This is a genomic window from Streptococcus sanguinis SK355 (genome assembly GCF_000212855.1).
GTDB lineage: Bacteria > Bacillota > Bacilli > Lactobacillales > Streptococcaceae > Streptococcus > Streptococcus sanguinis_A.
In genome coordinates, this window is record NZ_GL890993.1 from 2,317,931 (window position 1) to 2,330,813 (window position 12,883).

Annotated in this window: 11 protein-coding genes; all 11 read right to left on the reverse strand. The window is 45.0% G+C overall.

The genetic code is table 11. From position 1 onward, the window contains the following. Nucleotides 1–101 precede the first annotated feature (101 nt). Nucleotides 102–1,337: a sensor histidine kinase gene (locus HMPREF9389_RS00270; RefSeq protein ID WP_032906665.1), complete on the reverse strand. Its 1,236-nt coding sequence runs from the start codon at nucleotides 1,335–1,337 to the stop codon at nucleotides 102–104. Beyond that, on the reverse strand, nucleotides 1,321–2,022 hold the full coding sequence (locus tag HMPREF9389_RS00265) for a response regulator transcription factor (protein ID WP_032906749.1): 702 nt from the start codon (nucleotides 2,020–2,022) through the stop codon (nucleotides 1,321–1,323). Before HMPREF9389_RS00265 ends, HMPREF9389_RS00270 begins: the two co-directional genes overlap by 17 nt. A gap of 4 nt (nucleotides 2,023–2,026) precedes the next feature. Further along, nucleotides 2,027–2,647: a GTP pyrophosphokinase gene (locus HMPREF9389_RS00260; RefSeq protein ID WP_002931409.1), complete on the reverse strand. Its 621-nt coding sequence runs from the start codon at nucleotides 2,645–2,647 to the stop codon at nucleotides 2,027–2,029. A gap of 153 nt (nucleotides 2,648–2,800) precedes the next feature. After that, nucleotides 2,801–3,283, reverse strand: a complete 483-nt coding sequence (greA, locus tag HMPREF9389_RS00255) for a transcription elongation factor GreA (protein ID WP_002931411.1) — start codon at nucleotides 3,281–3,283, stop codon at nucleotides 2,801–2,803. A gap of 144 nt (nucleotides 3,284–3,427) precedes the next feature. Continuing rightward, entirely contained in the window at nucleotides 3,428–4,924 is a 1,497-nt protein-coding gene (gene mltG / locus HMPREF9389_RS00250; RefSeq protein ID WP_002931413.1) for an endolytic transglycosylase MltG, read from the reverse strand. Between the two features lie 50 nt (nucleotides 4,925–4,974). Further along, the gene (locus HMPREF9389_RS00245) at nucleotides 4,975–5,490 is read right to left on the reverse strand and encodes a GNAT family N-acetyltransferase (protein ID WP_002931415.1); all 516 of its coding nucleotides are present in this window, start codon (nucleotides 5,488–5,490) and stop codon (nucleotides 4,975–4,977) included. Next, nucleotides 5,490–6,002: a GNAT family N-acetyltransferase gene (locus tag HMPREF9389_RS00240; RefSeq protein WP_002931416.1), complete on the reverse strand. Its 513-nt coding sequence runs from the start codon at nucleotides 6,000–6,002 to the stop codon at nucleotides 5,490–5,492. The genes HMPREF9389_RS00245 and HMPREF9389_RS00240 overlap by 1 nt, the downstream gene beginning before the upstream one ends. A gap of 11 nt (nucleotides 6,003–6,013) precedes the next feature. Further along, entirely contained in the window at nucleotides 6,014–7,348 is a 1,335-nt protein-coding gene (murC, locus tag HMPREF9389_RS00235) for a UDP-N-acetylmuramate--L-alanine ligase (protein ID WP_002931418.1), read from the reverse strand. A gap of 280 nt (nucleotides 7,349–7,628) precedes the next feature. Continuing rightward, nucleotides 7,629–8,288, reverse strand: coding sequence for a hypothetical protein (locus HMPREF9389_RS00230; protein WP_002905155.1), 660 nt, complete (start codon nucleotides 8,286–8,288; stop codon nucleotides 7,629–7,631). 54 nt (nucleotides 8,289–8,342) lie between these two features. Beyond that, nucleotides 8,343–11,444, reverse strand: a complete 3,102-nt coding sequence (locus tag HMPREF9389_RS00225; protein ID WP_002931426.1) for a DEAD/DEAH box helicase — start codon at nucleotides 11,442–11,444, stop codon at nucleotides 8,343–8,345. Nucleotides 11,445–11,571: 127 nt separating this feature from the next. After that, entirely contained in the window at nucleotides 11,572–12,882 is a 1,311-nt protein-coding gene (gene der, locus HMPREF9389_RS00220; RefSeq protein WP_002931428.1) for a ribosome biogenesis GTPase Der, read from the reverse strand. Nucleotide 12,883: the final 1 nt, after the last annotated feature.

Genomic DNA, 12,883 nt, shown 5'->3' on the forward strand with positions numbered 1-12,883 from the left:
GTATTAGCTAGAAGAATTTTTTTAATCTCGAGTAAGAATCGGCGTAATCGATACAAAAAACTCAGCAAACAAAGCAATAACTGATGAACGAGGTGACTCTATCACAGTAAAACGGTAAAGCCAATCAAGCCCTTCTTATACGAAACCCAAATCCTGCCCTTGAAAATCCGCACCAGACTTTCTGCCATGGATAGGCCAATTCCATAGCCAGGCTGCTTCTGATTGTGCGATTCGTCTTCGCGATAGAAACGGTCAAAGAAGCGACTGTAATCAACATTTTTGCCGTCCGCGTAACTATTGGCCACCGTCAGACGAGCTCGTTTCCCGCGCTTAGCCTTGGTCAGAGTGACAAAAATTTGCCCATCTTCGTCACAATACTTGCAGGCATTGTCAATCAGGATACTAACCAATTCATAAAGTTCATCTTCAGTTGCCTTGACATGGATATCTTCCTGCAGCTTGATCTCGTACTTCTTGCCCGCCTTCTCGATGACAGACTTGAAGTTCCCAGCCACTTTTTTGACAACTTCTGAGAAATTCACATCTACCAAGGTAACATCTGGCTGCTCTTCCAGACGGGCCAAAACGACCATTTGATTGATTAGATTACTGAGGCGCTTGACCTGATCCTTGGTGCTTTCTGTCCATTCATTTTCGCCAGTCATCAGCTCTTGCAGCTCCGTATTGGCTGAGATGATTGCCAATGGCGTCTTCAATTCATGTCCCGCATTGGTAATGAAACGTTTTTGGTTTTCATAGTTTTTGATATAGGGACGGATGGCAAAGTTGGAAAATCCGGACACGACTAAAACAAAGAAAATAAAGCTATAGAAGCATAACTGGATAGACAGCCAGAAAAAGTCATTGCGGCTTTCGAGATAATTAGTCGAATCTAAGACCACCAGTAAATAGCGCTTGGTCTTGGAATCCTGCGTTATCTGGTAGGAATAAAATTGACTGCCTACCTTAAAAACCCCACTGCTGCGGCTGTCCTTAATCACTTTGTTAGCATAGCTGAGCGCCTGCTCCTTAGATAGATTGGAAAGATGGTCCAAGTTAGAGGAGTAAAGTGTCTTGTCTTCCTTATAGACCACGCTAAAATAGCGGTATTGGTAGATCGTGTCAATGGTGATACGGTCGTTTTGCAAGCTCTCTGCCGTTTCTTCTACGCTGGGAAAATCTCCATTATTGGCAGATAGAATATTGAGAACGGCTTGGATTTCTCCGTTAGTCTGCAGAAAGCGAACGGAGTTTAAGACAGCAATCATGGTCAGCAAAATACAGACAATAGCCGCCGAAGCCAGCAGAATAAACCGAATTTTAAGCTTCCGAAACATGGCCATCTCCTTCCAGCGGCACCAGAGTGAAACTGCCGCCTTCCTCACCCAAGATAGCAAGGTCAGCATGAATAGCCTTCAGCTTCTGACGCAAATAGGAAATATAAATCCAGACGAAGCCTTCGTCCAAATCCTCATCCTCGTCTTTGGACCAAACATGGCGGAAGATTTCCTGAGTGGAAAGACTCTTCTGAGCATTGAGCATGAGAAATTCCATCATTCTAGATTCCTTACCGGCTAGGCGGATGGAGTTGGAGCTAATAAGCTCATGTTCTCCGACATTGAGGCTGGTTTGGCCAATCTGCAGCAAATTGGGGGTGAACGTCGCTACCCGTCTTGACATAGACCGCAGGCGAGCTAGAAGCTCTTTCAGAGAGAAGGGCTTGGTCAGATAATCATCTGCACCGGCATCCAGCCCTGTGACCTTGTCATCCACCTCTGACATAGCTGTCAGCATGATGACATAGGTCGTATTGCCGGTTTGGCGGATTTCTTTCAGCGCTTCAATGCCTGTCTTTACCGGCATCATGATATCCAGAATCATCAAATCATAAGCATTTTCCTTGGCCAAGTCCACAGCTTCTTGCCCATCAAAAGCGGTATCAACCTGATAGCCCTCATGGGTCATCGCCGTTTCCAGGACACGGGACAGCTGCTGCTCATCTTCAGCTAATAAAATCTTCATCATCTCACTCACTTTCTCGAATCAAATTGCGGATGGTCTGCATGGTCACATCACAGGAAGCTAACTCATCTGCACAGCGTTTCAGCTCGCGGACAATCCGCTTGCTGTCTTTTATCTCGTGCTTGTACTTCATCTGATGCTCTAAGCTGGCCCAAGAATCCATAGCAATGGTCCGAAGCTGGATTTCTACAAAATAGCGGCCGGGGTTTTGACCATGACAGTCCTCATAAGGAGTCTCCACCTCTAATATCAAGTGGTAGGAGCGATACCCATTAGGCTTGGCAGCTCGGATATAGTCCTTTTCCAGAACAATCTCACAGCCCTCCAGCTGACGAAGCACCTCAATAGTCTGATAGATGTCCTCAATAAAACCGCAAACAATCCGAATCCCAATCGCATCACGAATTTCTTTCAGGGCAGACTCTGGCACCCTAGGCAGATTCTTGCGTTGACATTTCTCTTCCATACTGGCTGCCTGCTTGATCCGTGCATTAAAATGCTCAAAAAGCTTCTGCCCTGTTTCCTGCTTGACTCGATCATTAGCCTCTTGAATACGCTGACTAAGATCCTCTAAAATCTTGGGCAGGTAGACGCCGTATTTCCCATAAATATCTTGCTCTTGCATACAGTTCTCCTACTTTTCTAGCTTATTCTCATTATAGCATAACCATCTGTCTTTTCTCTATTTTTCCCCTGCTCTTCTTATCTATCCTATACTCTCTGTCTTAAAAGAAACGAAAAAAGAACCAGTCTTCTAGCCAGTTCCTTTTGGTATCGATTAAACGGTTTTTTCAACCTTGAGAATTTTAACGTCGTAGCTGCCAACCGGTGTTTCGACTGTTGCAGTATCACCTGTCTTTTTGCCAATCAAAGCTTGACCAATCGGGCTTTCATTGGATACCTTGCCTGCAAAAGCATCTGCACCAGCAGAACCAACGATAATGTAGACTTCCTCTTCGCTTTCGCCTATTTCTTGAATGGTAACTGTTTTGCCGATAGCTACTTCATCCTTGGCTACAGCGTCACTGTTTACAATCTCAGCGTAGCGGATCTTGGTTTCCAGACTAGAAATCTGACCTTCCACAAAAGCCTGTTCGTCCTTTGCAGCTTCGTATTCACTGTTTTCTGACAAATCGCCGTATGAGCGGGCAATCTTAATACGTTCTACCACTTCTGGACGACGCACCAATTTCAATTCTTCTAATTCTTTTTCTAGTTTTTCCTTTTCCTCTAGGGTCATAGGATAAGTTTTTTCAGCCATTTTTTCTCTTTTCTTTTATTTTCTTTTATTTTAAAACTAAAACAAGAGGCTGAGACAAGTCTGTATCAGTCCCTTTTTTATATAGCAGGACTGAGAAAGCTAGAACTAGCTGCCTAGCTTTCTCTAATCTGCAATAACAGCAATTTAATCAGTGCTGCTGGATTGAGTGAGCTTGCTGTTGACATGCTCCTCAACATTTTTAGCGTGTTCCTCATAAGTATTGGCGAAGTAAACAGCGCCTGTTTCAACATTTGCCACAAAGTAGAGGTAGTCCGTCTTACTTGGATTAATGGTAGCTTCCAGAGCTGACAGGCTCGGACTATCAACTGGCCCAGGCATAAGCCCTTCTTTTTTATAGACATTGAAAGGCGAGTCGATATTGGTATCAATCTCAGCGTCCTCTTTCAGAGTCGTTTTCTTTCCTAGCTTGCCTTGAGCATAAAGGATAGCGATATTACTCTGAAGCGGCATCGCTTGATTGAGACGATTATAAAATACGCTGGCAATATCTTTGCGGTCCTGGTCTGTCGAACCTTCTTTTTCTACCAGAGAAGCAAGTGTCAGAACTTCATTAACCGTTAGGTTCTTCGCTTCGATAGTAGAGTAGTAAGAAGACAGATTGGTATTCATAGCGCCCAACATCTGGTCAATCAAGCTTTCCAGATCCGCATCCTCACCATAGTTATAAGTGGCAGGGAAGAGGTAACCTTCTAAGCGATACTTGACTCCGCTGTCCTTACTTGGCAATGTACCCAGCAACTGTGGATATTTAGCCGCCATCTTGGAAATGAAAGCTTCATCCTGCACCTTAGCTAGGAAATCGTCTTTACTAAAAGGTGTCTTACTAGTCTTCTTAGAAGTTGCAGCTGCATTAACCGTCACGGCCTCTGCAATCTGCTCCAGTGTATATCCTTCAGGAATAGTAACCTTACCAACAACTGGTGGTTGCGGTGTATCTGTTCCACCTTCCTGAAGCTGCCGAGCAATGGTATCTAGGTCCATACTCTTCTGGAGATTGTAATAGCCAGACTGGTAATTGTTAAAGCTTTTAATTTTGGAATAGAGACTAAAAACTTGGGCATTTTTAATCAGCCCCTTTTTCTCGAGGATTTCCCCAATCTGTTTAGAGCTAGAGCCCTCTGGTACTTCAACCGTCACATACTCTGTTGCGTTTGCATCAACAGGTTTAAGAGCTGAAGATACATAAGTATAGCCGACAACTCCTGTGACCACAAGTCCCAGCAGGACAATCAGCAGAACCGTTGTCATAATCCTGCGGGCTAAGGTGTTTTGACGTTTTTTCTTGACCGTGTTGTTGGCCCGATTAGCCCGAGATAGGACCTCATTGGGCTTCTTATCTTCCTCATCCACTCGGCCATAGACCTGAGGGTGAGCCTTTTCATTCTCTGCAACCTTGTAGGAAACATCTACTGAAGCCGGTCTAGCTTCAAAGTCTTTCGCAGCTGCTGTTTCTTTTGCAGAAGCAGAGTCCGCTTCTGATTGGCTAGTTGAAGAGGGAGTTTGTTCTTCCTTTTCTCCAGCTAAGTCTTTCAAAATCTGCTCTTTAAAGCTCAGATTCTTCTCTTTGTCTTGTGATTTTTCAGTCAAAAATTTGACCTCCTTCATCATAATCCCTAACATTATATCTTAAAAGTCAGATAAATGCAATAAGAGTAGGATTTTCTAGCTTATTATTGGTTTTTTTGCAGTTTGAAACTAGGATTTTCCCAGACCATGTCAAACCAAGTAGCACCTGCGTAAGTTGATTGTGACAAACCTTCATTTACAAAGGCATGCTTCTCGTAGTAAGCGGTGAGATAGTCGTGGCAGGTCAGATTGATGCCGTGGCGCTGATCTGCTATAGCAATTTCTTTCATAGCTTCCAATAGCTTGCGACCGACTCCCATCCCCTGAGCATCCTTCGAGATAGAAAGGCTGGTCAGTGAGATAAAGCCACCGTCCAGATGACCATAATCTTCAATCTCCTCTGTAAAGGAAATATCCTTTAAATAACGTTCTGGACGGACAGGTCCCTCCAGATAGCCCAGAATCTTACTATCCTTTTCTGCTACCAAAAAAGTCGAAGATAGGGTTTGGATATGTGCTGCAAGACTTTCGTGGCTAACAGCCTCTTCTGGACTGAAATTTTCCAATTCGATAGCATAAATGGCATCTAAGTCAGCCATTTGAGCTTGACGGATAATCATCACTTCTCCTTAAAATTGGGATTTTCCCACACCATATCAGACCAGACAGCTCCACCATGAGTCGAGTCAGAAATCCCTTCGTGGACGAAACCATTCATCTCATAATATGGTATCAGCTCATCATGACAGGTTAGGCTAATGCCCTTTCGATTTTGCTGAACAGCTATCTCCTTGAGAGCTGCAAGCAACAAGATTCCGACCCCCTGCCTCTGAAAATCAGGATGGACGGACAGACTTTGGACGGCAATGAAGCCACCTTCTGGAGAATTAGCACCCACCTTGCTAAAGAGGTCATCTGTCAAATATCGCGCCTGAACAGCTGGTCCAACAATATAGCCCGCCAGCTGACCATGCAGCTCTGCTAGCAAAAAAGTATCTGGAATCTGCTCAATCCGCTCTTTGAGAACTTCTGAACTGGCTGCTTCTGCTGCTGGAAAATTCAGCTGCTCGATTGCAAGAATTTCTTCCCAGTCGCTCAAGTCAGCCTGTCTGATTCGAATCGGTGCTTCCATCAAGTCTCCTCCTACTGAACATTGCTGGTCAGATTGGACAGGAGGCGTTCAAAGGAATACTCATAGGTCTGGATGTCCCCAGCTCCCATAAAGACATAAACTGCATTAGTGTGGTCAAGAAGCGGAGAAACATTATCTACGTCAATGACCTTGGCCCGCTTCACAATCTTTTCAGCCAGATCTTCGACCTTGACATCGCCATTGTCCACCTCACGCGCTGATCCGTAAATCTGAGCTAAATAGACTGAGTCAGCCTGATTGAGGGCTTCCGCAAATTCGTCCAAGAGAGCAATGGTCCGAGTGAAGGTATGCGGTTGGAAGATTGCCACGATTTCCTTGCTTGGATACTTCTGACGAGCTGCATCCAGAGTCGCGATAATTTCCGTTGGATGGTGAGCAAAGTCATCAATGATGACTGTGTCATTGACAATCTTTTCAGTGAAACGGCGCTTAACTCCACCAAAGGTCTTGAGGTGTTCCCGAACTAGATTCAGATCAAGACCTGCAGTATACAAGAGGCCGATGACTGCTGTCGCATTCATAATGTTGTGGCGGCCAAAGCTTGGAATCTGGAATTCGCCCAGCTCTTGCCCGCGGAAAGAAACTTTGAAGCCTGAACCGCTGGTAGAACGCAAGAGGTCGTGAGCGACAAAGTCATTGCCCTCTTCCTTGAAGCCATAGTAGTAAATCGGAGCCTTGGACGTAATCCGGCGCAGCTGCTCATCTTCTCCATAGATGAAGAGGCCTTTAGTAATCTGCTTGGCATAGTCATTGAAAGCGTTAAAGACATCTTCCAGGCTCGTGAAATAATCCGGATGATCAAAATCGATATTGGTAATGATCGAGTATTCCGGATGATAAGGCATGAAATGACGCTCGTACTCGTCTGACTCAAATACAAAGTACTTGGCATTGGCAGAACCGCGGCCAGTACCATCCCCAATCAGATAGCTAGTATCCGTGATATTGGAGAGAACATGGGAGAGAATTCCCGTTGTAGAGGTCTTCCCGTGGGCACCAGCCACTCCCAAGCTGACAAAGTCACGCATAAAGCCACCTAAAAACTCATGGTAGCGTTTATAGCCAATACCGTTTGCGTCTGCATAGGCAATTTCTACATTGTTATCTGGACGAAAGGCATTGCCGGCAATGATTTCGAAGTCTGGCTGGATATTCTTTTCATCAAAAGGCAGGATGGAAATGCCAGCCTGCTCCAAACCGCGCTGAGTGAAATAATATTTATCAACGTCACTGCCCTGAACCTTATGGCCCATCTGGTGCAGCATCAAAGCCAAAGCGCTCATACCAGAGCCCTTAATCCCGATAAAATGATAGGTTTTCGTCATGATTACTCCTTAAGATACAAGGCCATAAAAGCAAGTCAAAAGAGGAAAATCTCCGCAGACCCTAATCAGCCCGCAGGGATTTTCTTTATGTACAAGCTTTTAGGCACCACCAAAACACCAAAGAAGCCGGACCAATCAGTAGGTCCCAGCTTCTAGCATCAGTCTTCTTCAACCGATGATGGATGTTATATGCAGATAGATTTTACATTTACATAAGCAAACAGCAATTTCCTTTATACATTAGAAAATTGCAGGCAGAAAATACTCGAGCAAGCCAGCTTTATTCACTGTCCAAGCCTGTCAAGTTCAGCTCTTGAGCCTTGGAATGCTTCAACTGCTCCTCCTTAGCTCTATCCTGATTATAGATCTGACTGGTTTTTAAAAAATCATAATTGTTCTTCTTAGGCTTTTCTTCCGGCTCCTGCGGCTGAGGGCTATACTCAGGCTGAATATCCGCCAAAATATAGTTTTCCTGCTGAAGCCTATCGCCAAACTTCGTAAATTCCCCTGATGTATTCTTCTGAAAAGGAGCTGTTGGCTTAGGTCTTTCTGCATTAGAAGCTGTTGGAAGCTTTCTGCTGCGGACCTTAGTCGGAAGGTCGCTAGTCAGATAAGAAGCTGAACGCTTCTTTTTCAAATCTGCCCGAGCTTCCTCGCGTGCCTGCTCAGCATAACGAATGGCCGGATCTTTCTTATCAATCGGCTTTTTAAAATCCTTGAAAGCAGATTGCTTTTGCAGCGGTCTTCTGATAGCCTGACTGGCAGCGATGGGAGCATGCCTGCTGGAGTCCACAATCGGCATCCATTCCAAATAATTACGGTCTGTATAGTCTCCGGTAATGTTGCTAATGAGATCCAGTTCATCATAAAGATTCATATGCGGCATTTCCGTCAGCATGATTTCATCATCTGACACCAGAGGAAATTGTTTATCAGTCATATCTTTTTCCTTTCAACCCTTCATTATTATAAACTATTCAGGCTATTTTTCAAGCTATTCTGCTGAAATTCCCAGAATTTCTCGAATTTCCTCCACAGAGAGACTGGATTTGGCTTCTGCTCCGTCCAGAATAGTCGAAACCAGATTGCGCTTGCTCTCCTGCAACTCCTGTATCTTCTCCTCAATCGTACCCCGTGTAATCATCCGATAGACTTCGACATTGCGCTCCTGACCGATACGGTGGGCACGGCCGATGGCCTGGGCCTCAACTGCTGGATTCCACCAGAGGTCGACCAAGATGACTGTGTCTGCACCAGTCAGATTGAGACCGACACCTCCAGCCTTGAGGGAGATTAGAAAGGCTGAACGCTGGCCCTCATTGAAGGCTGTTGTCATGTCCTGACGCTCCTTGGCCGGAGTAGAGCCAGTAATCTTAAAGGACTCCATGCCCATCTTGTCCAGTTCACTCTTGATAATATCCAGCATACCACGAAATTGTGAAAATATGAGGACACGGCGATTACCATCTTGTATCTGTTCAAGTAATTCCCGCAAACTTTCCAGCTTACCGCTCTCGCCCTCGTAATCTTCCATAAACAGCTTCGGAGTGTCACAGATCTGGCGGAGGCGCATAAGACCTGACAGAATCTCTATCTTGCTGCGGTTGATTTCATCTTCTGTCGCATGGATAATTCTGTCCTGCATCTGCTTGAGCAGAGCCAGATAGATAGTCTTCTGACTATCTGCCAATTCATTGCGATAGGCAACTTCAATCAAATCAGGCAATTCCTGCAGCACATCTTCTTTCTTGCGCCGCATGACAAATGGTTTGATATAACGGGCGACTTTCTCAGCCGGCAGTTTTAAAAATTCCTTTTTACTTGGCAAAAGTCCTGGCATGACAATCTGGAAAATAGACCAAAGTTCTCCCAGATTATTCTCAATCGGCGTCCCAGAAAGGGCATAGGTATGCTCCACTTCAAAATCTCGCAAATACTGGGCAATCTTGGTCTGGTCATTTTTCATCACCTGAGCCTCATCCAAAATCAAATACTGGAAGTGATTGTCCTGGTATTCTTCTACATCCTGTCTAAAGGAAGCATAGCTAGTAATGGTAATCTGATGCTTCTCCGCTATCAGCTCATCACGAACATTTTTCAGACCATACACCACCGCCACATCCAGATGCGGAGCAAATTTAGCAAACTCATCGCTCCAGTTGTAAATCAGGCTGGATGGCGCCAAGATTAAGACTTTCTTAGAGTCATCTATACGCGAACTCAGAAAAGAAATCGTCTGCAGAGTCTTCCCTAGTCCCATATCGTCAGCCAGAATTCCACCAAATCCATACTTATCCAACATAGATAACCACTTGACACCCGTCTCTTGGTAATCCCGAAGGTCAGCCTTGACTTGCAGCTTGGGAAGCGGAAATTCCTCAGGGTGAGTCAGGTCAAAGGCCAGTTGATGCACATCTTTTGAAAACTGTACCCTATCCTTGCCCTTAAAGAACTCTGCCAGTTGATAAGCCGCCAGACTGCTGGTCTGAATAAAGCCATTTTTAGTCCGCTTACTCCGCAGCTGCTGCAAAGTCCGACTCATCTCCTTGGTCTCTTCATCGAAAATCAAGACTTGCCCAGACTTACTGATAAAGAAGTCCTGCTCCTTAAAGAGCGAATCAAGCACTGCGTCTATCTCTGACTGCTCAATGCCAGCAAAATCAAAACCAACATCCAAGAGGCCGCCCTTCATCTTGACAGAGATCCTTGGACTTTCTGTCTGTGCCAGTGCCTCTAACTCTTCTGTCATGCTGACATGGCCCAAAGCCTCAAAGTTGGGAATGACTTCTGAGAAGAAATGATAAATTTCTTCTGGCTTCAGAGGCGGTCGCTGACTGTAAAAGTCTGCCACAAAACCTGCCTGCAGCATTTGCTTAAAGACTTGCTGCTCATGCTCAAAATTACCCGCAAAAGGCAGACGTTCCAAATCTTTGCGAGTCGTCACCTTCCTGTCTTCATAGTCAAAGACAGTGTCCAAAATCAGACGCTTGTCAGGACCGATGTCAAAGTCAAACTTGGCTGTAAAGTCATGAATCATCATACTTTCAGGTGCTTCTACCCGGCCAACCTTTTTAAACTCAGACAAACTGGAAGCCAGCTTCGTCCTCTCCGACAAGTCGAATTGCAGGCGCTTCAACCGATCATGCTCTATAGGCAGCTCCCGTAAAGCCTTCATCAGTCTAATCTGCTGAGGATTTAGCTGGTAGAAAGTATCTCCATAAAAGATAAACTGGCCATCATAAAGCAGCTTATAATTCTTCTCAGCAATGACTAGCTCAAAATGCTCTTCATGCTCTTCCACTTGGAAAGTATAAACTTCTGCCTCTTCATGTAAATCTTGGAAAAAGACTTCACTGTAGTCGTAAAGGCTGTACTCTAAGCGGAAAGAAGACAGATTCATCAGGAAGATAACTCCCTCTTCAAAGATGCTGGCTGGGAAGAAAAGATTGCGCCCAGCATTTGGGAAAACCAAAGAAGAATCTTGCCCCTGATAGTCGAGAACTAGCCCCTGCAGGAAAACGAGCAAATCTTGACTGGCTTCATCAAAATCCTCCAAATGAATAGCCTCATAATAACTCTTACCAATCTGATAATGCCCGCCCTTTTCCAAGGTCCGAAGGAATGAAAGAACGTCTCGGACAACATAAGAGCGCTCGTCCGGCAAGCGACTGATCCGAAGACTCCAGAGAAACTGCCCTGTATAAGAGTCCTCCTGACCAGTAGCCGAGAGCTCATAACGAACCTGTTGATCGGATTTTTCCGGCAAGACCTTATCCAAGAACAAGCTTCCGAAAGAAACCAGCTCTTGGGTCTCCTGACTGGTCAACTCCTCTTCTTCCATACTCTTTAGCACATCTTTTCCCGATGGGGCATTTTTCAGATAATACTCCAAGGCTGCCAGATGGGCACAGTATTTTTTCTTCTGGAAAAAGTCGCAATAACAAAAGATGACATCATCATCCAAGCTATAGCGCAGATTGCACTCATCCACACGAGCATATAAAAGTGAATCACTGACCTCAAGGATTACTACCTTATTGTTTTCAACCAGAGCAATTCCTTCTGTCCGAATCTTACCAGGAATTAATTTTGCCATAATTACCACCTTACATTTATCTCACCATTATACCATACTTTCGACATAAAAAAAGAAAAGCAAGCTCTTATGCTTACTTTCATTTTTACATGTAAACGTATGTTTGTCAAATTGCTGTTTTACAACTCTACTTCCGCTTCCTTGCAATCAAGTGAATCGGGGTTCCTTCAAAGACAAAAGCTTTGCGAATTTGATTTTCCAAGAAACGCAGGTAAGAGAAGTGCATGAGTTCTTCTTCGTTGACAAAAATGACAAAGGTCGGTGGCTTGGTCGCTACCTGAGTCGCATAAAAAATCTTGAGGCGTTTGCCCTTGTCAGTCGGTGTCGGATTAATGGCAATGGCATCCATGATAACATCATTGAGCACCGCTGATGGAATACGGGTATTCTGACTCTGACTGATTTGCTTAATCATATCCGGCAGCTTATGGAGACGCTGCTTGGTTAAGGCAGAAACAAAGATAATCGGGGCATAAGAAAGGTATTGGAACTGGTCTCGGATATCCTCTTCCCAGTCTTTCATGGTATGGTTATCTTTTTCCAACGTATCCCACTTATTGACAACGATGACAATACCTTTTCCTGCTTCATGGGCAAAGCCAGCGATTCGCTTGTCGTACTCACGAATTCCCTCTTCGGCATTAAGAACCATGAGAACGACATCTGAGCGATCGATCGCCCGCATAGCCCGCATGACAGAGTATTTTTCCGTGTTTTCATAGACCTTGCCTGACTTGCGCATACCAGCCGTGTCAATCATGGTAAATTCCTGACCTTCACTATCTGTAAAGACCGTATCAATAGCGTCACGCGTTGTACCAGCCACTGGGCTAGCAATGACTCGGTCTTCCCCCAAGATGGCATTGATCAAGCTAGACTTGCCGACATTAGGACGCCCAATCAAGCTAAACTTAATCATATCAGGATTTTCGACGACTTCTTCATTAGGCAGATTTTCAACGATCGCATCAAGAACATCCCCTGTACCAATCCCGTGAACTGAGGAAACTGGGAATGGATCACCCAAGCCAAGCGCATAGAAATCAAAAATTTCATTGCGCATTTCAGGATTGTCGACCTTATTGACCGCTAAAATAATCGGCTTATGAGTCTTATAGAGCATGCGAGCCACATACTCGTCCGCATCCGTAATACCTTCCTTGCCAGACACGACAAAAACGATAACATCTGCTTCATCCATGGCGATCTCAGCCTGGTGCTTGATTTGCTCCATAAAAGGCGCGTCAACATCATCAATTCCGCCCGTATCAATAATACTAAACTTACGGTTGAGCCAGTTTGCGGTCGCATAGATTCGGTCGCGGGTCACCCCTTCGACATCTTCTACAATGGAAATCCGCTCACCAGCAATCCGATTGAAGAGCGTTGACTTGCCGACATTGGGACGGCCGACAATGGCAATAGTTGGTAAGGCCATG

Coding starts and splice junctions, on each gene's coding strand:
- HMPREF9389_RS00270 (WP_032906665.1), bottom strand. CDS start 1,337: ATGTTTCGGAAGCTTAAAATTCGGTTTATTCTGCTGGCTTCGGCGGCT.
- HMPREF9389_RS00265 (WP_032906749.1), bottom strand. CDS start 2,022: ATGAAGATTTTATTAGCTGAAGATGAGCAGCAGCTGTCCCGTGTCCTG.
- HMPREF9389_RS00260 (WP_002931409.1), bottom strand. CDS start 2,647: ATGCAAGAGCAAGATATTTATGGGAAATACGGCGTCTACCTGCCCAAG.
- greA (WP_002931411.1), bottom strand. CDS start 3,283: ATGGCTGAAAAAACTTATCCTATGACCCTAGAGGAAAAGGAAAAACTA.
- mltG (WP_002931413.1), bottom strand. CDS start 4,924: ATGTTAGGGATTATGATGAAGGAGGTCAAATTTTTGACTGAAAAATCA.
- HMPREF9389_RS00245 (WP_002931415.1), bottom strand. CDS start 5,490: ATGATTATCCGTCAAGCTCAAATGGCTGACTTAGATGCCATTTATGCT.
- HMPREF9389_RS00240 (WP_002931416.1), bottom strand. CDS start 6,002: ATGGAAGCACCGATTCGAATCAGACAGGCTGACTTGAGCGACTGGGAA.
- murC (WP_002931418.1), bottom strand. CDS start 7,348: ATGACGAAAACCTATCATTTTATCGGGATTAAGGGCTCTGGTATGAGC.
- HMPREF9389_RS00230 (WP_002905155.1), bottom strand. CDS start 8,288: ATGACTGATAAACAATTTCCTCTGGTGTCAGATGATGAAATCATGCTG.
- HMPREF9389_RS00225 (WP_002931426.1), bottom strand. CDS start 11,444: ATGGCAAAATTAATTCCTGGTAAGATTCGGACAGAAGGAATTGCTCTG.
- der (WP_002931428.1), bottom strand. CDS start 12,882: ATGGCCTTACCAACTATTGCCATTGTCGGCCGTCCCAATGTCGGCAAG.